Annotated in this window: 19 protein-coding genes and 1 pseudogene; 7 read left to right on the top strand and 13 right to left on the bottom strand. The window is 42.6% G+C overall.

Annotated features, from left to right (window positions below; genetic code table 11):
* Positions 1-384: 384 nt before the first annotated feature.
* Positions 385-1,269 carry a helix-turn-helix domain-containing protein gene (locus AC1DPK_RS12145; protein WP_477510481.1) on the bottom strand — a complete coding sequence of 295 codons (885 nt, stop codon included), beginning with the start codon at positions 1,267-1,269 and terminating at the stop codon, positions 385-387.
* A gap of 171 nt (positions 1,270-1,440) precedes the next feature.
* Here AC1DPK_RS12145 and AC1DPK_RS12140 point away from each other — a divergent pair, with 171 nt between their 5' ends.
* Positions 1,441-2,286, top strand: coding sequence for a phytanoyl-CoA dioxygenase family protein (locus AC1DPK_RS12140; RefSeq protein WP_477510480.1), 846 nt, complete (start codon positions 1,441-1,443; stop codon positions 2,284-2,286).
* 199 nt (positions 2,287-2,485) lie between these two features.
* On the opposite strand, the gene AC1DPK_RS12135 is transcribed toward AC1DPK_RS12140, so the two are convergent.
* Positions 2,486-3,046: a TetR/AcrR family transcriptional regulator gene (locus tag AC1DPK_RS12135; protein ID WP_441884144.1), complete on the bottom strand. Its 561-nt coding sequence runs from the start codon at positions 3,044-3,046 to the stop codon at positions 2,486-2,488.
* A 200-nt stretch (positions 3,047-3,246) separates the two neighbouring features.
* Here AC1DPK_RS12135 and AC1DPK_RS12130 point away from each other — a divergent pair, with 200 nt between their 5' ends.
* Entirely contained in the window at positions 3,247-4,176 is a 930-nt protein-coding gene (locus tag AC1DPK_RS12130) for a DsbA family protein (RefSeq protein WP_477510479.1), read from the top strand.
* Positions 4,177-4,195: 19 nt separating this feature from the next.
* A complete protein-coding gene (locus AC1DPK_RS12125; RefSeq protein ID WP_477510478.1) occupies positions 4,196-4,537 on the top strand; it encodes a monooxygenase in 342 nt (113 codons plus the stop codon).
* A 246-nt stretch (positions 4,538-4,783) separates the two neighbouring features.
* Here the strand turns inward: AC1DPK_RS12125 and AC1DPK_RS12120 are convergent, their stop codons facing one another.
* The 10 genes and pseudogenes from AC1DPK_RS12120 to AC1DPK_RS12075 form a co-directional block, all read right to left on the bottom strand.
* A complete protein-coding gene (locus AC1DPK_RS12120) occupies positions 4,784-5,491 on the bottom strand; it encodes a DNA alkylation repair protein (RefSeq protein WP_477510477.1) in 708 nt (235 codons plus the stop codon).
* Between the two features lie 416 nt (positions 5,492-5,907).
* On the bottom strand, positions 5,908-6,300 hold the full coding sequence (locus tag AC1DPK_RS12115; RefSeq protein WP_441884132.1) for an iron chaperone: 393 nt from the start codon (positions 6,298-6,300) through the stop codon (positions 5,908-5,910).
* Between the two features lie 24 nt (positions 6,301-6,324).
* Positions 6,325-6,675: a hypothetical protein gene (locus AC1DPK_RS12110; protein ID WP_477510476.1), complete on the bottom strand. Its 351-nt coding sequence runs from the start codon at positions 6,673-6,675 to the stop codon at positions 6,325-6,327.
* Positions 6,653-6,820, bottom strand: a pseudogene (locus AC1DPK_RS12105) (M48 metallopeptidase family protein); the annotation flags it as partial. The gene AC1DPK_RS12110 and the pseudogene AC1DPK_RS12105, both read right to left, overlap by 23 nt.
* 15 nt (positions 6,821-6,835) lie before the next feature.
* Positions 6,836-7,603 (bottom strand): ABC transporter ATP-binding protein, encoded by a 768-nt coding sequence (locus tag AC1DPK_RS12100; protein WP_441884129.1) that lies wholly within the window; start codon positions 7,601-7,603, stop codon positions 6,836-6,838.
* A gap of 11 nt (positions 7,604-7,614) precedes the next feature.
* Positions 7,615-9,954 (bottom strand): ABC transporter permease, encoded by a 2,340-nt coding sequence (locus AC1DPK_RS12095; protein ID WP_477510475.1) that lies wholly within the window; start codon positions 9,952-9,954, stop codon positions 7,615-7,617.
* Positions 9,955-9,971: 17 nt separating this feature from the next.
* Positions 9,972-11,279: an MFS transporter gene (locus tag AC1DPK_RS12090; protein WP_477510474.1), complete on the bottom strand. Its 1,308-nt coding sequence runs from the start codon at positions 11,277-11,279 to the stop codon at positions 9,972-9,974.
* Positions 11,236-11,898 (bottom strand): TetR/AcrR family transcriptional regulator, encoded by a 663-nt coding sequence (locus AC1DPK_RS12085; protein ID WP_477510473.1) that lies wholly within the window; start codon positions 11,896-11,898, stop codon positions 11,236-11,238. The genes AC1DPK_RS12090 and AC1DPK_RS12085 overlap by 44 nt, the downstream gene beginning before the upstream one ends.
* A 264-nt stretch (positions 11,899-12,162) precedes the next feature.
* A complete protein-coding gene (locus tag AC1DPK_RS12080; RefSeq protein ID WP_477510472.1) occupies positions 12,163-14,214 on the bottom strand; it encodes a serine hydrolase domain-containing protein in 2,052 nt (683 codons plus the stop codon).
* A 531-nt stretch (positions 14,215-14,745) separates the two neighbouring features.
* Positions 14,746-15,531 (bottom strand): TatD family hydrolase, encoded by a 786-nt coding sequence (locus AC1DPK_RS12075; RefSeq protein WP_477510471.1) that lies wholly within the window; start codon positions 15,529-15,531, stop codon positions 14,746-14,748.
* A gap of 390 nt (positions 15,532-15,921) precedes the next feature.
* Here AC1DPK_RS12075 and AC1DPK_RS12070 point away from each other — a divergent pair, with 390 nt between their 5' ends.
* The 4 genes from AC1DPK_RS12070 to AC1DPK_RS12055 are packed head-to-tail and all read left to right on the top strand — an operon-like array spanning position 15,922 to position 18,142.
* Positions 15,922-16,305: a GntR family transcriptional regulator gene (locus AC1DPK_RS12070; RefSeq protein WP_441884111.1), complete on the top strand. Its 384-nt coding sequence runs from the start codon at positions 15,922-15,924 to the stop codon at positions 16,303-16,305.
* Positions 16,302-17,168, top strand: coding sequence for an ABC transporter ATP-binding protein (locus tag AC1DPK_RS12065; protein ID WP_441884108.1), 867 nt, complete (start codon positions 16,302-16,304; stop codon positions 17,166-17,168). Before AC1DPK_RS12070 ends, AC1DPK_RS12065 begins: the two co-directional genes overlap by 4 nt.
* The gene (locus tag AC1DPK_RS12060) at positions 17,161-17,787 is read left to right on the top strand and encodes an ABC-2 transporter permease (RefSeq protein WP_477510470.1); all 627 of its coding nucleotides are present in this window, start codon (positions 17,161-17,163) and stop codon (positions 17,785-17,787) included. The genes AC1DPK_RS12065 and AC1DPK_RS12060 overlap by 8 nt, the downstream gene beginning before the upstream one ends.
* A gap of 52 nt (positions 17,788-17,839) precedes the next feature.
* The gene (locus AC1DPK_RS12055; protein ID WP_477510469.1) at positions 17,840-18,142 is read left to right on the top strand and encodes a YfzA family protein; all 303 of its coding nucleotides are present in this window, start codon (positions 17,840-17,842) and stop codon (positions 18,140-18,142) included.
* Positions 18,143-18,258: 116 nt separating this feature from the next.
* On the opposite strand, the gene rlmD is transcribed toward AC1DPK_RS12055, so the two are convergent.
* Positions 18,259-19,761: a 23S rRNA (uracil(1939)-C(5))-methyltransferase RlmD gene (gene rlmD, locus AC1DPK_RS12050; protein WP_477510468.1), complete on the bottom strand. Its 1,503-nt coding sequence runs from the start codon at positions 19,759-19,761 to the stop codon at positions 18,259-18,261.
* Between the last annotated feature and the right edge of the window lie 14 nt (positions 19,762-19,775).

Genomic DNA, 19,775 nt, shown 5'->3' with positions numbered 1-19,775 from the left:
TGTTCATTAATACATGATGCAGCTCAACTATCGGAGGTTTTAGAAAAAGCCAGAGAGTCTATCGAGGACGAAGAAAAATAAATAAAAACAACGGTAGTTTTTAATAGATCGTTGCTTTTAGAATTAAATTTCTAAAAATCATCTATTATAATAAGATACCTCTATAATTGTTTATGGGTGTTGGATTTAACTTTAATTTGGGGGTGTTGGAAATAGATAACGGTGCTTTTGTTGCAATTTTTTCGAGTTTTATGGCAAACACTCCATAGCTTCATGCTCATCTACAACAATGTGAAAGAATGCTTGCCTTTTGTTTGAGAGCTTCGTCAGATTCCCCCTTTCATTTCTTACTGCTGTACTATCGTTTGACCGATCAAGCTAGTATCATCGACCCATTGTCCCCCTGCTGTACTCACCAGGAGTTATTCCTACTATCTTCTTGAATGCTTTAGAAAAATGATGAATATCTGAAAACCCACAATAACTTGCGATCTGCTCTTGTGTCAGCTTGGATGCAAGCAGCAGATCACAAGCATGATCTATGCGTGTTTTTAACAAATATTGATGCGGTGTTACACCGTACTGCATTTTAAATACATCGTTAAATCTTGAAGTAGATAGATTAGCTCTTCGCGCCATATCAACTACCGATAAAGGTTCGCTCAAGTTAAACGAAAAATAAGAAGTAATCCAATTTAATGCCTGCGGTGACATTTGCTTCACATGATTGGCAGGTATGTAATCCTCTAGTATGGAGGTGATCAATTCCATCATTCGGGTTTGTGCCTTCAATTGCATAATGGAGTCTTTATACTGCCAAAATTCCACCACTTGCAAAAATGTATCCCGAAATTTAGATGGATGACTTAGCTTCAGCTTCACCGGAATATGAGTTTGGAACTGCTCGTCCAATCTCGGCTGCATAAGATGCTGATAGGGGGTCAAATCCAATTGGCCCGCTCGTGTTGGGAAGCTTTGGTCGCTAGTCGTGCTATAAAATAGATCAAAGTGTGCAAACGGCGTTACCGTATTCGTTGTCCCTTCCAAACGATTCACACTATTCGGCTGAATGAAACAAAACTCACCTTTTTCGAATGGATAGGCCACCCCATCAACTGTGAACAAGCATTCCCCTTCCTGTACATAGACAAGCAAGTAATCAAGCAAGCGGCGTTCCGGCAGTACCCACGGTTTTCGCAGCGCAAAATCGCACTCCCGTATATAGGGCACGATCCGGTGGTTCATCGTTGCATCCATGCCAGGTTTCATGAACATCCTCATCCTCTACTCGTAATTACTCACAGAATATCATATCTATCCCACAATTACAGTTGTTTTTGACAAACTTATTTGAAGCTTTGACAAAGCCAGATCATAGAAGAATCCTTTACACTGTATGTATTGCGAAGCTGAAACAAACACATACAATTAGGAGGAAATATGATGAATGAAAACAATAGGTTAAGCACGCTGCCCCTGCTTGAAGAAAGCTATTCTCTCACGCAAGAACAAATCGCTTCTTATCAAAAAGATGGCCATCTCTTTTTAAAAAATGTCGCATCCGCAGAAATGATAGAAACGTATGAACCAATCATTAGTGACTTGGTATTTAAGCACAATTACCATGATAAACCGGTCTCTGAACGGGATACTTACGGCAAAGCTTTTATACAAGTAGGCAACCTTTGGGAGATGAGTGAGGCTGCAGCTGCATTCACACTGGCAAAACGTTTTGCAAGAATAGCTGCAGAATTAATGGGTGTTGAGGGTGTCCGGATTTATCATGATCAAGCATTATTCAAAGAACCTGGCGGCGGTCATACGCCATGGCATCAAGACCAAATTTATTGGCCTTTCGATACCAATAATACCATTACGCTGTGGATGCCGCTGGTCCCTATTCCTGAAGAAGTGGGTACAATGAACTTTGCTTCCGGCACCAATCATTTGGGTTATGTCAGCAGGCAAGAAATTTCGGATGAATCACATAAAACCCTTGGTCAATTCATCGAAGGACGCAGCATTCCTCAAGTAAATTACGGTGCTATGGCGGCTGGAGACGCTACCTTCCATGCAGGTTGGACCATCCACTCTGCTCCGGGTAATCCAACTGACCATATGCGCAAGGTGATGACCATTATCTACTATGCAGACGGTACACTCGTTGGTGAGCCAGACAGCAAGGCAAGACGCTCTGATCTTGAAAATTGGCTGCCAGGCTGCAAGCCGGGCGGAATCGCAGCGAGTATTAAAAATCCGTTGGTTTATAAGAGGGAAAACGAATAATAAATAGTTTTAATAAAACAAAAAGAAGAGGGGCTGCGTGCACCCCTCTTCTTGATTTATTCAAATATACCCTGACTTGTTTTAACTCTTTAAGCTTCTTCTAATTATTATACAGCTCACTCTTAGTCTTATTTGTTTTCACACTAGCTTTCTTAAGAGCCGATTTCACAAGAGATTTCAAATAGCTATTCAATTCCCCTTACATTCTATCAATTCCAGTCCGTATATAAGGAATCGCTAATTTGATAAATTCTTCCGGCGGTGTCTTGTGACTATTTCTTCGCCATTCTACAGAAACCCCATAAATTCCCCAGCTTAATAGGACAGCTGTAAGTTTTAGAGCTTCATCCTTCTCCGCTTTATGCTGCTTTAACAACATTTTATAAAAAATAATTTCAAGCTGTTCCCTAATAATACGGGCAATGGTATCTTCGTAGCCTCTATGGCAACGACTGGATAATGACTTTTGAAAATTTGTTACAGCTTCAAAGATGCTAACAAATACTTCTTCATTTAGTTCGTCATTTTGATAAAAGTCATAATTCAAATTGACTAACAATACTTCTGACAGTACTTTTTCCAATAAGTTGTGTATATCTTCAAAATGATAATAAAAAGTTGCACGATTAATCATCGCTTCTGTAGTTATATCTTTTATCGTAATATCTTTAAATTCCTTTTTCCCTGAAAGTTCAATGAAAGAATCCATAATTAATTTGCGGGTACGTAGAACTCGGGGGTCCGACTTTGATTCGGTCATTTTGTTAACCTCCTACTTTTTAAACAACTTCTTAAATGTGTTGTATAAACGACACATCCACAGATCTATTGGTGTTGATGATTTTAATTATGATTTAAAATTTAATTGCAAGCAAATAAATATGTATTTCGCTAACGAGGTATAAGTGTTTGCTTTTCATCGCTTATCTTTACTTATTAAAAGAGAAATGAGGAATTAAAATGGGGAACAATAATAATATGGTTTGTGATCTACAAACAGGCGTATGCGGGGTAGCTGAAGAGGAGGAAGTGGAGATTATTGATTTTAATCCGCCCACAAAAGCAGTTAATCTTTACTATGTGACCGATCCTATTTGTTCGCATTGCTGGGCGCTTGAACCTGTGCTTCGTCGTTTTGTAGAGCAATACGGGAACTTTTTTAACTTTCATAAGGTTATGGGCGGTTTGCTGGAAAAATGGCATGATGGACCAATCGATCCGGCAAACGGCATTCATAAACCAGCCGATGTGGCCCCTCACTGGAGAGAAGTTGGAGAGCATTCAAGAATGCCAATTGATGGGACTTTAATGATAGATAATCCAGTTCAATCATCCTACCCGCCTTCTCGTGTATTTAAGGTGATTCAAAAAAATCATACTGATGCAAAAGCAACAGAATATTTGCGTCGTTCAAGAGAAGCACTGTTTGCATTTAATCAAAATATATCAGATAAATCGGTTATGATTGAAATCGCAAATCATATCGGCCTTGATGGAAAAGCAATTGTAAACGAAGCTGAACAACAGGTCGGTCTTCAATTGTTACATGAGGATTTTGATCTAGTTAGAAGGTTGGGTGTCCGAGGTTTCCCTACCATTATTATGACTAATGAGGAGAATAAGGGCGTAAAAATTGTTGGCAGCCGTCCGTTGGATAACTATGTTGACGGTTTGAAAAAAGTTCTGAATCTCGAAGATTTACAACCCAAACCAGTCCCTTCCCTTTCTGACTTGCTTGAAAAAGAAAAGCTTCTTTTCTCCAAAGAAATTGAAGTCATGTATGATGTTGAACAAGCAGACGTAAAATTTCTTATTGAACAAGAGCTTCCAACAAATCATTATCAGGTGAACAAAATTTTAGGAGAATTGTATTTTACCGCTACTAAATAAACAAAGGGAAGTGACTATAATGTCGTACGTATTACAAGTGGATTTTAAAATGAATGGACCGTTCGGAGATGAGATGGCAGAGGCGTTTTCTGATTTAGCAAAAAGTATCAACGAAGAAGATGGATTCATATGGAAAATCTGGACAGAAAATTCCGAAAAAAATGAAGCCGGTGGAATTTATTTGTTTGAAACAAAAGAAACGGCTGAAAAATATAACATTATGCACACTAGCAGATTAGCTGACTTTGGTATAACAGATATCAATGCAAAAATCTTTTCCGTCAATCCCAAACTTACTGAAATCAATAAGGGACCTGCTTATTGCAATGAGAGTTCTAGTCCGGGAAATCCTACTTCATAGTTACCAACTCCTTCTATTCTATGTATATAGCCCTAGCGTAGAATACGTTCGGGCTTTAAATGGCAGGTAAATGTGGCTCATAAAATGCTAATTACTAACGAGCGACAAAAAGCACTCCACATGTGTGGAGTGCTTAACATAGCGATATAAACTATTTCAAAGTTATTACCTTCGACAGCTCGACTTCCATCGGAATAACCTTGTATTACTTGCTCGCTAGCGCCATATCAATCCACGAAGAAACTTTTAGCATCTTACATGCTTGCGTTTGAAACCAAGCCGCTGTTTATCAACTGCTTTTTGAATCTGTTCAGATGCGACCAAAAAACTGCTTTTTTTCTTGTCCCGATTAACTTCTACCGGGCCTACTTCCAATGCGATCTCCATTGCTTTATCATGGAGCCGCATGTAGGATACCCCTACTGTGTAAATAAAATTATTCATTGCATATTTTGTTCGTTCGGGAGCATCATGAATCGTATTTTTCACAGTTTCGAGCAGATTGGCCATTTTGCTTTCGGTAAATTCATCATCCGGCCGACTCCCCAAAAGCCAGCAGTAACAGCTCCAACCCGCAGACATTTTCAGTTCTTCTCCGCTTGCGATCCATTTGTCAGCCACTTCTTGTGCAATATCGGCTTCTGCCAAGGTTACCGCAACAACATAATCGGACAGCATATAAAAATAAGCTCCATCCATCCAACGGTCATAATCCGCTTCCGTCATCGCATTGGGATCTGCAATAATTCCGGCAAAATACATGGCGTCGTAGTTCCCTGTAGCATAAAGCTGCTCAGCCAACGGTTGATTTATTTTTGTTTTTTTGAAAATAGGCTTCATTTGGCCTGTAGCAACACCAAAAAGCGGTTCCTGTGCGCCATTGGATTGGTATATTTTTTTAGTTCGATCCTTGCCAAGAGCTTCAATCTCCTGCATAACCATTTCTAAATTCATTGTTTTACACTCCCTTTTGAGATTTCACCGTCTTCTCCTACACCAGCAGTTTGTTTCTGTTGCATTAGTAACTTTTCATCCTATTTCAATGACCTTCTATAAAAAAACCACAGACCAGTAAGATTTTATTTATCCATAAAATTCGTTTTTCGCGTCCGTTTCACATCAAAATCTCAACGAAGACAAGTATATGTTACCACTATTTGAGCATAGAGAATATGAAATGAAGTTAAAAAATCATTCCTTGCTAGAGCACAACCACATGAACCATACATGGGATTATATCTAGCTTCGGCACTTCATGCTTGAACCTGCTCCCTTTGCTGTTACTTCATTTTTCGAAAAAGTCGTTCAAACGAAAAAAATGCCCCAGAGAAAATTCTCTGAGGCATTTTTTCAATGGAGCATCTCTGCTCCTATTTCTTTTTCTTCACTTTTTTATTCGCGGCTTTTTCAATATTCTCAGCTACTCTGTATTTTACGATCTCACCAATTAATTCGTAAGGTATAGGCTCGTCTAAAGGGAAGCGAATCGACCCTTTTGCCCCTTTATACGGGGATAATTGCTGTTTAAAGGCCTCAATTCCGCTTGGAGCCGGATATAAGCCGATATGATTTTTGTAAGCTGCAAAATGAACCAAGTTCCCGTGGAGCACGAAGGTCGGCATTTGATAGCTGATTTTTTCTGTCGCTTCTGGTGCAGCCACTTTAATCACGCCTCTTATCTTCTCCAAAATGTCCTGAATCTCAGGAGAGTAATGGGCGATATACTGATCGATTGTCTCAAATGTGATTTTATTGCCGTCCATGGCTGCTCCTTTCGGGCCTTATAGTTATTTGCGGCGCTTCTGGGCCATTCTCGAATAAATGATGAATGCTGCGACAAGCATGCTAATGAAACCAACATTTTCTGCCGGTCCCTGTTCCATCCCAAATACCATACAAAGATTCGTAATAAGGCTTTTTACAAGCAGTGCTATGACAATCAGCATTAACGGACGAATAAAATTATATTTCTTCATCTTTAGTACCACTCCTGACGACGCCCATAGTAGATCAGCTCCCGCTAAAACTAGCAATTGAAATCGCTTTAATAGGAGCAATCCCGGCAAGTATACCAGTTTCCAGCCTGATCGTCCAACCTTTCCGCGCAGCTGGCTTCTACAAGGTCCTCGCCTGTCCATGCCTTGCTAGATACTCCTCATTTTCTTTGTAATCCGGAATGATGCTTCCTACGCGTCGCCAAAAAGAACGGTCATGATTCATAGGGGTAAGATGGCAAAGCTCAAGGATGATTATATAGTCGATCACCTCATTAGGAGCCATCGCACCAGACTCCCACCATTAAATCCCCATCTTTAACAGCCAAGCAGAAAGCTTTTCCTCCCGCCCCTTAACATCGTCGCTATCAAAACGATATTTCCCTAAATACTGCTCGCCAACAATCTCTCCATCCTCCATCAACAGGACGCGCTCGGTTTTGGCAGCGACCTTGACGTCGTGCGTGACCAGCAGTATGGTAGTTCCGGATTGGTTGATGCTGCCAAGCAGCTCCATGATGTCAGATGTCGCTTTCGAGTTTAGTGCTCCCGTCGGCTCATCTCCGAGAATAATCTTCGGCTGGTTCATGAGCGCCCGGCAAATGCTCACCCGTTGGAGCTGTCCGCCGGAAGCCTGCGTTATATCGCGGTCTGCGAGCGCAGAGATTCCTGTTTTCTTCATCAACTCCTCCGCTCGCAGGCGAATGGAGTCCCGGCTCTCTTTGGCTGCAAAATATTCGGACAGAATGATATTATCGAGCATGCTGAGATTTTTGAGGAGATGGATCTGCTGAAAAATAAATCCCATTTTGTTCTGGCGCAGCTGATCCAATTCCTTCTCCGAAAGGGAGGAAATATTTTGCCCATCAAACAAGACTTGTCCGGAAGTCATCCGATCCATGCCGCTAATTGTGTAGAGCAAGGTCGACTTTCCCGAGCCTGACGCCCCCATGACGGCAACGAACTCGCCCTCGTGTATCTGCAGATTAATATTTTTCAGTACGGCTTGTTCTTGCCCTTTGCTTATTGAATAGGTTTTATTCAGGTCTGTAATCTCCAATATGTGGTTCATGCTTTATCCCCTCATTCGGTTATCATTCTCGTCATGCTGTATTTTTTCATCGATAGCGTGCCTACCAGCGTTGCAATGGTGACAACTAAACCAAGAGCTAATGGATACAAGAAATAAGATACCCATGGGTTCGTCACAAACTGGATATTGGAGGCTCCCATCGAAGACATCAGCAAACCTACCAGACTTTGCCCAAACGTATGGGCCATAAGCGTACCCATGAGAATACCGCCTGCAAGCACAACCAGTATCCGTATCACGTACTGCTTTCGAATATGTGCGGCGGCAATACCAAGGCTTCTCATAATGGCGATGCCGGAATAATCTTTTGCGGTCAGCAGCTTTAAGAAAAGCGAAGTAATCAGAATGGAGATAAACACAGCAATGATAACGGCAAGTACCGTAACCATCTTGATCTGCTTAATCGTCGAGCCGAGTGTCTGATGCATATAATCTTGGAGATGCGTCACTTTCACCCCTGGAAAAAGACCCGTATATTCGGTTATTTTGGCCCCTATATCGCTGCCATGTCTAATGTCCGCATTAAAGGTATACCAGAGTACATCCTCCGGTTGATAGGGCAGCAGCGCTTTGGCTGTTTTGCCGCCATTGGTCACGTCCTGATAAATGCCGCTAACGGTCATCTCATGCTGCTTACCGTTAATGACTAATATCAGCGCGTCTCCCACTTTTTTCGACAGAGCGTCAGCGTTCAGACTGGAGAGAGCCATATCGTTTTTGTTGATAGGAGCGTTGCCGCTGCTGTATTTCAAAGGGAAAATGGAGAAATCCCCCGTTTCAACCTGTATGCTCTCTAATGCTCCTTCACTTCCTACGACGCTGTATTTACTCGTCACGAGCGGAGAAAATTTCACTATATCCGTATCTTGAGCAAGGTAATGCTGAACTTCGTCAAATTTATCCTGCATGTGATCGGATTGCTGCAAATCCATTCGCATATCGCTTTGTCCGACCCCCATATACGCAACAAAGCTAGGTGACTGCATCGTATGCAGGAAATTGACCGGAACAATGATGATGAAGAAGCAAATGACAAAAATAATAAACAATAAAAAATACATTTTAAACCGTCCGACGACATCTTTCAGCGCCAAAAATACGTTAACACTAGGAATTCTGCTTTTATAAAGCGGCAACCGCTTCGTATTCACCTTAAGCTCGCCCATCGCACCGGCTCGCAGCGCTTCAACGGCCGAGATTTTATGAAATCGCCTCAGCACAAGGGTGCAGAAGAGCAGAACGAAAGCAAACACCAATCCAGCTACCAAAATAGGAATCAAGCTTTGCAGTATGCTTTGCGGAGCAATCCCGATATACAACGCCATATTGGATAGGAATAGCGGACGAATACAAAGGGAAAGCACATATCCGAAAAGACTAGCGGCCCCCGCCAGAACAATATATTTGGTCAGATAGATGTTTCGAATATGCTGTTGACGGATGCCGAAGGCTTTCATGACGCCAATCTCTTTATAATCCTCTTCCAGCGTGGTCAGTATGGTGAACCGCAGACACAGCACCGCAATAAGAACTAATAAGCTGCTGACCAGAAAGATGATGACAGCGACTACCCCGTCCGTTAATGCATGAAGCATCTGGAACAAGGAATAGTCAATGGCAGGGCCTTTAGCCGGTAGTCCGGCTGACTGGTATGCTGTCTTGAATTCATTAAGCTTGCTTAGATCCTTAAGCTGAAATGCAATCATATACTCCGTTTCACCGGTCATACTCTTCAAGGCTTCATGATCCGCTTCGCTTACGACGAAACGCTTGGAGCTGATAATCGAAGGATTCATTTGAACATCACGCACAAAATCTGTAATGGTGAACGTCATATTCTGTGATCCAACCGAAATTCGAATCGGATCGCCCAGGTTTAAGTGATGCTGCTGCCTATAATAAATAGGAACCGCAATCTCCCCGTCCAAAACCTCAATCCGCTTATTTTCCAGCGTAAGTAAATAATCAAAGCTCTTGTTCTGCACGACAAAGCCGTTATCCATTACGCTGCTGCTATCCGCTTCCTGATTGTCGCCAAAGAAGAGATTAGCATTGTCGATCACCAGCATTTCAGAGATTTGCTCACTCTTGATAAGGGAGTTCTTTGCCGCAAAGCTCTGAATGGCAGCTCTGTCCACGGGTCCGGCGTGCATCTGCACGTAGTGCGGCGCACTAGATACAGTAAATAAATGGTTGATGGAGCGAAATAGCTGCGTTATCATCGTCGTCCCGCTGGAAGCAAGCAGCACAGACAGCATAATGAACACGAACAAGATAATCGTAATCGCCTTATTTCGTTTAAAATCTTTTTTTATTATTTTCGCTAGCATGTTAGTCCCTCCTTTCCTTACTTTGTCTCCAGCGCCCGAATCGACTYCATCCTTGCCATAATAAGTGCTAAAACGATGACCAAAATGCCAGAAATAATAAATAACAAGCCGATACCGCGCCCTTGGCCGCTGCCGATCCATTTTCCAACCGAGGAAGCTAGCCCCCCACCTTCAACCATCAGAGGATTAAATATATAGTCGGATAAAAGACCTGCCGATGCATACGCAGCAATATAGCCGAATTGGGAAACCACTCCGATCATTCCCCAAGCCCTGCCTTGTGCTTCGTTTGGTATGTTCGTTCGAATCAATACATCTGCGCTTGTATTAACGAAAGGCAAGGTCGCAAAAAACAGAAAGCCTGCGGCTGCGATTACGTAAATATTCGTTGATACTCCAATAAGCGAGAAGAAAATGCCAGCGACAAAAAGTCCAGCGGAAAGCACTCGTGCATACTGTTGATTAACGCTGAAGATACCAATAAACAAGCTGCCAAGCAGCAGCCCTGTCGCACTGACCGATTGGACGATCCCTAATGTCTTGGCATTAGATAGCGGAAGCACCATGGGCGTAAATAAGGTTTGCAGAATGCCCATATAAAAGGTGACCACAGTCATTAGCAGCGTGAGAGTAAAAACCCCTTTTCGAGAGACAAGGATACGCCATCCCTCTTTCAAATCCTTTGCTAAGCTGAACTTCTTCTTACTGACTGGCTTAGCAACCAAGCATCGGCGAACGGCGGAAATCGTAATGATCGTGATGAATACTGTGCTTATATCTATAATCAGAAGTACCTCGATATCCACCACAGCAAGCAGCATGCCCGCAATGACAGGGGAAAATAAATATTTGGAGGAACCGGCAAGCTGCACCAGCCCACTCGCTTTCGCAAACTGTTCTTCAGGCAGCAAATCGGTAATCGTCGCTTTATAAGCCGGGTCGGTCAACGATGCGAATATAGAGCTGATCGTCACCCCCACACAGAGCTGCCAAAGCTGTGCCTCGCCTGAGAACATGACGATTAGAATGTAAATAAGCCCAAGCGCCGAGCCGCCATCACCGAGCAGCATCATCAGCCGTCGATCAAATCGGTCCGCCAATACACCGCCAACTGGACTTAACAGGATCATCGGCAAAAAGGTGCACAGCGTCACGAGTGACACTGCCGTGGCGGAGTGGGTCGTCTGGAAGACGTAAACCCCTAAGCCGAACGCGGTTAAGCCGCTGCCGATACTGGAAACCAGTTCCCCGAACCATAGAATGATAAATTTTCTAAAAGCATTATTCGCCATTCGTCTTACCGTCTGCCGGGTCTGCTTGCTCAAACAGCCTTGCCACGTAAGCGAAGCTGCCTTTCTCTGCTCCAAGCAGCGTTTCCATGGCATAAATGAAGCCTTGAATTTTTTGAGATATCTCCTGCGGCTGCCAGTTGAATATGCCCTCATCAAATAGGGTTACAGCTGACACAAGCAGTAACTCTATTGCTTCCTTCGGATATGGCGTGGCAAACAGCTTTTCTCTTATTCCTTGCTCTGTAACCTCCTGCAAAATAGGAGTCAGCTTGCACACCGTCTCTGACAAGCTTTTTTGATGCATTTGGGCGTTATTGACGTCATGCAACGTTTCAATAAGCTGGCTTTTTGAGCTGTTTGAGGCCGGCTTTTGCGCGAGCATGATGTACAGAAACTTCTCGTGGACGGTAAGACTAGCATTTGCGGAGATTTCTTTGGCTGCCAATACCCCGCTATCCACAATCCTGATGACGATTGCATCCATCACTTCTTCTTTCGATTTGAAGTAATAGTAGAAGGTTCCTTTTGCAATTCCGATTTCTTTCAAAATATCGTTGATCGTCGTCTTGTCGTAACCCTTGGTATGGAATAAAGCTTCCGCTGTATCCAATATTTCATTTTTCCGTTCTTCCGGCTCTTTGAGCGTTCTCATGAAGACCCTCCGTTCTATAGACCGACCGTCAGTCTATAAAGAGGATTATAATATATGATCCTTATTTTGTAAATATGGAGAATGACGCGGGGTAACACAGCCGAATGAACAATACGCAAAAAAAAGACGCATAAGAGCTCTGCTCCCTGCGCCCTATTGGTGATGGTACCTGCAATCATTTGGAAGCCGTTGAAGGCTGTTCAAAAAACAGCTATAATAGCTGGCCAAATCTGTATATGAGTCTAGTTTATACGTATCAACTCTCTATTTCACTAGCGTAATACCGAAAGCAGATCCCGCATTTCCAGCAAATACGATATATCCGTTCGCAGGCAATACAACTTCATTTTTACCGCTAATGACCGTATTATTCACCAGTGCTCCTGCTTCATCGTATACCATAAAACTACCTTTAGCTGGCATCTTGACTACCATTTTCTTGCCAGCAGCTGTTTCGGGAACGCTGAACCATCTAGCATAACCGTCAGCTTGAATTGTAGTTATCGACGATTTGCCTTTATACAGCGGCTTCACTCCATCCTCGCTCATATACACGGTTGCAGCCGCATTAAGGTACTCTACGCCCTCTTTAGCATAAAAAAGAATACTCAGTGTATCTCGGCCTGCTGTTCCAGGAATCTGATGCTGGCTCTCAGCCGTATTGGCACCTGTTATTTTTATATCATTGAAATAACCTTGGCTTGTCTTTATTGTTGGCCTAATAATGTTCATATTGGCGATGGAACTGAATTTCTCGTTGACTGGATAGTAGGATTTGCCTTCTCTTTTTGCCCACGCATCTGCCGTTTCTTTATCCAGCACTGCACCTTCCAATTTCTCCGCTTTGTATTCAGAAAATGCAAGCTGGCCTAATTCAGGTACTGAAACATACTGGCTCATCCACAAATAAGTCCGTCCGTTGCTTTCTTTTACAAAACTAACCTTTGTGCTTCCATCTTCGTCGACAAAAGTTCCATCCTTGGTGTATATAAATTTCTGATCTGGAGCAACCATTCCTGACAACGACAGTTCCCCGTCTTTTATAGCTATATTCCACTGATCGCCTTGAGTACTGTAATAACCTGCGTACTTCACAAGATCTTTTGGCATGTCAGCCTTAACCGGCTTGCCAAATGATTTATCTGGCTTGATCTCTTTAATTGCGCCCTTCTCTTTCATCGCCTGAAGGAGCAATTCACTCGCTAGCAGCTGATTTATTGAGGAGCTACCGCCTGAGGTAATGACTGCTGCAGCCATGTTCTGCTCGGGAAGCACGATGAAGGAGGAATGATACATCTGTGTGTCTCCTCCTTTGACGAGGGCTTTTATACCATAATCATTGAAAGGGAATAAGCGTACGCTATCCCAACCAAGTCCGTAGTCCATCGAGTTATCCGCTTCTTCGGGCCATAATCCCTTCCTATACTCTTCTTGCTCCATGGCCTGTGCTGATTTGATGGAGAGTACGTCCGCTCTCTTCCCAGTAAAGATTTGCGAGAATCGAACCAAATCCTCCGCAGTAGAGTAGACTCCGCCTGTACCAATCGCATTGGTCGTCTCCGTTGGAAGCTGGCCCTCATAGGCTGGAGAGTAAAGGCCGGCAAATTTGCTCGTCTCTACCATGTCTTGTGGCGTCATGGTATGGCTCATACCCAAAGGCACAGCAAAATTGTCATGAATGAATGCGGTAAAAGTCATTTTGCTGACTCTTTCTACAAGAATTTCTGCGAGCGTGAATCCATCATTACAATACACTGAAAAAGCTCCCGGTTCTGCCTTTAATTTCTGTGTAGACAAGTTCTTTAGCAGCGAATCGTGTACGTACGTATCTGGATCATTAAATAAAAATGCACTGTTTAAACTCGAACCCTGCAAACCAGATGAGTGATTCAACAACATGCGCGGAGTAATCTTTTTATAACGTTCATCTTCCATCTTAAAATCCGTAATATAGTGTACGACGGGGGTATCGAGATTGATCTTACCTYCATCCACTAATTTCATGACTGCTGACGCGGTAAACATTTTGCTCGTAGAGCCAATACCATAGATGGTTTCCTTCGTTAAAGGGATTTTTCCTTCTATGTCGTTAACTCCTGATTGTCCCGATACTTTGATCACTCCATTATCGATCAAGGCATACTGCACGCTAGGTATTCCATATTGTTCAGTTAGAAGTGCCGCTTTCTCAGAAGCAATCTTCTCTAGCGTCTTAGAATAAACCGAAGCTACGGTGTTGGAAGCCATTGCGTTTGTAGGAATAAGCGGGGTCAGAACTAAGGCCGCTGCAAGCGTCCATATGAATCTTTTTTTCAAATCATCCACATCCTTTTGTCTCTCATTTTGAACGATTACGAATTTTCCATGATTCAATTCTAGCCTGTACTGAGTCTCCTTTCTTACCGTCATTCTAGCATTCCAGTCTTACACGCTATTAAACTTAACCTTAATTCCATCTACGATATTTGGAAGACAGTTAAGTTTCTGTTAAGGCTCTCCATAATTGAGCTGTGTTCTGAAAATAAAAAAAACCGCGTTAATCGCGGTTTAGATAAAACTATGTTTTATATGTCATTTCTATTAGCAAAGCTTATTTGGATCCTTATATACTTCATCATCTGTATTTAGATTCAATCTTATTTTAAGATTTGTACATGAAAAAGAATAACTCAATTTTTCTCTCTGTTCATGTTTTGTTAATCTCTTAAATTTATTTCCACTAACCATCATATCAAAATAAATCGTATCGTCCTTCTTCACATACCAGGCCGTTGATTTTCTTTTATGATAGACAGTGAAAAAAAGTTCTATATCAAAGTTGGTCTGGCGCCTCTTATCTCTTAACTCTTATAAACCAAAAAATTCCTCAGACGTTTTTCTCGTAGCCTCAGCTACCTCTTCTACTGGTTTTCCTATACACCGTGATACAGTTTGCAAAATGTGTGGTAAGAAAGCCGGCTCATTCCGTCCATCCTGCGGCTTCCCTTTCAAATCCCGTGGCGTTAAAAATGGCCCATCCGTCTCGATCATGAGCCGGTCCAGCGGAATCATCCTTACAAGCTCTTTCAGGTGTTTGCCTCTTCGCTCATCACAAATCCAGCCTGTGATTCCAATATGGAATCCCATTTCGAGATAAGCCTTAAGTTCTGGCAAAGTCCCCGTAAAACAATGGACGACCGCTTTCCGAACCGATTGTTCCTTAAGAATGGCTATAAAATCCGAAAATGCTTCCCGCTCATGCAGAAACAGCGGCATATCCTGCTCAAGCGCTAAATCAATTTGCTTGGCAAACCATTTGCGTTGTACATCCCGTGGAGAGAAATCTCGGTTATAATCTAGTCCGCATTCTCCGATAGCAACCACCTGTGGCTGTGCCGCCAGTTGTTTGAGCTGCTTCATTGTCGCATCTGTACAGCTCTTCGCATCGTGTGGATGAACACCCGCAGTAGAGTACAGCTTTCCGGGTAAACGACCTGCATAGCGGGCAGCTTCCATGCTGTTCCTCAAGCTTGTTCCCGTAATAACAAGTGGAGAAACCCCATTTGCTTCCGCCCTTTCAACCACCTGTTCACGATCTTGATTATACGATCGATGCATCAAGTTGACGCCAATATCTATAATTTTATGCTCCATTTTTTATTTGCTCCGTTCGATTTCATTTCTTGTTGCTTCTAATGTACATACATACTCACCACATCCAAATTATTCTAATTATATTATAAGCATTTCAAATCAATGGAGGGTAGGGACTGTTTGATTAAAAGCATTTTTTACAATGAAATGATATTGCTTCAATGGTTACTTTCATTTTTCAACTTAGCTATATTCCTTTGCATCCAACACATGCATTTCACTTTGAAGCCACAGAAAAAAGCTAATATAGGCGTGGAATCATCTCCTACATGAACTGTTGCTCCACTACCCAATAATCACAATAAATTAAAATATTGACGCAAAAGATAATAGTGTATATATTATATATATACGGTAGATACTCTATCAACGAGAACGAGGTAATGAAACATGAAAATTATTATATCCAACGCATCAAGCGATCCGATTTACATCCAAATAATGAACCAGATTAGGCAGAGCATCTTGAGCAATGAAATACGTGCAGGTGAACTCCTTCCCTCCATTAGGCAGCTTGCCAAGGATTTGCAAGTTAGTGTAATTACAACTAAGCGTGTTTATGAAGAGTTAGAGAAAGAGAAGTTAATCGACTCAGTTGTAGGTAAGGGCTGTTTCGTATCAGGAGCAAATAAAGACTTTATTCGGGAGCAGCGTATGAAACTATTAGAAGAGAAAATGATAGAAATCATTCGAGAAAGCAAGGAACTAAACATGAGTCAACAAGATCTAATCAATCATTTCACTCTCTTTTTCGAGGAGGAACAGACCCCATGAATGCAATAGAATTACGTAATCTTACGAAAACGTACAATCAATTTACAGTCGATAATGTATCTTTAGATGTAAAAAAGGGCTACATAACCGGACTGATTGGTCCGAATGGTGTTGGTAAAAGCACTTTGATCAAAATGATGCTCGGCATGATCCGTCCAGACTCCGGTAGTGTAAAAATATTAGGCCGCGCTATGCCTGAACATGAAGTTGATATTAAGCAGCGCATCGGCATCGTGTCGGATGACTGCTTCTATTATGAACATCTTACGATTCGTGATATGAAGGAGATGATCGCACCTTTCTACAAAAAGTGGAGCAATACTAAGTTTAACGGCTTACTTGAACAATTCGAGTTGTCTCCTAAGAAGAAGATCGATGAGTTATCAAAGGGGATGAAAATCAAGTTTTCACTTGCAGTTGCCTTATCGCATGAGGCAGAGCTCTTAATTATGGATGAGCCAACCTCTGGACTTGATCCTGTGTTTAGAAGAGAATTGCTTGATCTACTTGGGGATATGATGCAGGACGAGAGAAATACCATTATATTTTCGACCCATATTACAACAGATTTAGATCGCATTGCTGACTACATTACTTTCATCAATCGTGGAAAGCTCGTATTTAATGAATCAAAAGATGAAGTATTCGAGAGGTATGCAATCGTCAAAGGTGACTTGCAACTGCTTGATTCGGATATACGAAGCAATTTTATCGGGATTCGTGAGACTGATGTTGGGTTTGAGGGCTTAGTAAACAATAGGCAAGATGCCTTACAGTTGTTTGGCAATTATGTTGTTTTCGATAAACCATCCTTAGAAGACATCATCTATTACACCGCTAAGGGAGGACGAATTCATGCTTAACTTGCTTCGTAAAGACTTCATCGCTTTAAAAAGCTCACTAGGGCTTATTATACTTTTTCTCGCTGTATACAGTATTGCATTTATACCAAAACATGAATCTTCTATTCACCTTGTGGCTATCTATACAGCTTGTGCATCACTTAGTCTAGGTATGATGATTGATATCAAAAAAAATCACCATAATTTTCTGGTCACGCTGCCGATTAGCCGTAAACATATTGTAAAAGCGAAATACATAACAGCCATCATTTACACACTTTTTGGAGTCCTTGCTTCTTATGGGATTCACTCTCTCGTTAAACTAGCATTCCCTCAGCTAAACAAGCCGGATTATTCGGTCATAGACATGCTAGTTCCATTAGGAATAGTGCTTATTCTAACTTCCATCTATATGCCACTCTTTTACACACTTAGTAAAAAAGGAACCGGTATTATAAATTTCGTATTTATGATTATCCTAATTGCTCTGGCGCAGCCTACAGCTATGTTTATGAATATGATAAACAACCAAGGCTTTAGCAATAACCAAACGCTATTTCTTATCCCGATTGCTGTCTTACTGTTATTCATTGCTTCCTATTACTTAACTGTACATCTGTTTACTAGAAAGGACTTATAGGAGGCCGCACAAGTATATAACAAGTGATGAAATAATAAGGAGAACTGGTCAAATGAAAGTTACACCAAACAAAGGTCGATCTAATCTAAAAAGAAGTTGGATGTTTCCGATTGGACTATTTCTTGTTTTACAATTATTCTTTATTATCTGTGATCGTTTTTCATGGGCGCCAAACTTGCAAGATGGGGCATTATTTAACCGGATCTATAACTCCATATCTCATTCGAAGCTGTTTACGGAATGGTTCGTCCCTTATAAAACCACACAATTCAACATATTCACAGCCATCTTTTCTATTACATTACTTCCCTTTGCATTAATAAGTGCAGTAAAAAGCAACGATTCCAGAAAATGAATGGTTTAGTACTTATATTGTCTGCCGTTCCTCTAAACACAAAACCAGCTCATGCAAATTTCGCATGAGCTAGTTCAATGTCTATATTTTCGTATATATGGATCAGACTTTTCCGATCAATTGTTTATACGATTTAGTAAAACTACCGACTCCACATGAACCGTCCAAGGAAACATATCCACCGGCACAACCTCAGTCGTCCTATACCCGCCGTCCTCCAGCACGCGCAAATCCCTTGCCAGTGTAGACGGATTGCAGCTCACATACACCACTCGCTCCGGCTTCATCGCCAGAATCGTCTCAAGCAATGCAGGATCGCAGCCTTTGCGCGGCGGATCAACGACAATAACATCGGCCGTTATGCCTTCCTTGCGCCAGCGAGGAATAACAACCTCCGCAGGGCCCGCCTCGAACGAGGCGTTCGTAATGCCGTTGAGCGCCGCATTCCGCGCCGCATCCTCGATTGCCTCGGGTACGATTTCAACGCCATAAACGCGTCCAGCCTGCCTTGCAAGGAACAACGATATCGTACCGATGCCGCAATAAGCATCAATAACGGTTTCCGAGCCTGTTAAGCCTGCATACTCGACCGCTTTACGATATAACTCCACCGTTTGCATCGGATTGACTTGATAGAACGATCTCGCCGATATTGCGAAGCGAATGCCGTCGAGTTCATCATAGATAACCTCGCTTCCCCAGAGGACACGAGTCTCATCACCGAATATAACGTTCGTATTCCGCTCGTTCACATTTTGAACGATGCTCTTCACGCCCGGGAGCTCCTCGCGGATGCGCCTAACCCATTCATCCGACGAAGGCAGCTTCCTGCTGTTCGTGACCAACACGACCATGATCTCGCCGGTGACAACGCCTGTCCGTGCCATCACATGGCGCAGTACGCCGCGGCCAGTTTCCTCATCATAAGGTGTGGCGCCAAGCTCACGTCCGATTCGCTTCACGACACGAATAACCTCATCATTATGCTCATGCTCAATCAGACAATCGTCCATATCGATAATTCGATGACTGCCTCGGGCGTAGAAGCCAGCAATTAATTGACCATCTTTAGAACTGGTGCCGATTGGTACCGATGCTTTATTGCGATAACGCCATGGCTCGTCCATACCAACAGTAGGGTGAACAACAATCCCAGTAGACGCATTCTCTCCATCTGACAGATTGCCTTCACCATCCACATTCAGTTTGCCGATTCGCATCAAGTTATCCACAACATGCTGGCGTTTCCACTCCAGCTGCGCCGGATAATCGAAATGCTGCAGCTGGCAGCCGCCGCATTCCTTATAAATATCACAAGGCGGTTCTATACGCGATGGGCTCTTAAGCATCAGCTCTTCAAGCTTCGCATAACCATACTGCTTCTTTACCTTCATCACCTTCGCGCGCACACGCTCACCAGGAAGTGCTCCCTGTATAAAAAGGGTAAAGCCGTCAGCGCGGCCTACCCCTTCTCCATCATGTGTCAGGCCGATAATATCGACGGTGACTTCTTCATTTTTCTGAAAAGGTGCATCTGCTGAAAACGCCGCTGCACGAGTACCCGTACCCGCAGCACTGCGCGATCTGCCTTTGCCGCCTCTGCTTCTACCTTTGTTCATAAACTCTCTCCGCT

The sequence above is a fragment of the Paenibacillus sp. 01T424 genome, from assembly GCF_056398745.1.
Note: the sequence above shows the minus strand (reverse complement) of the source record. Positions and strands in the feature narration are given on the sequence as shown.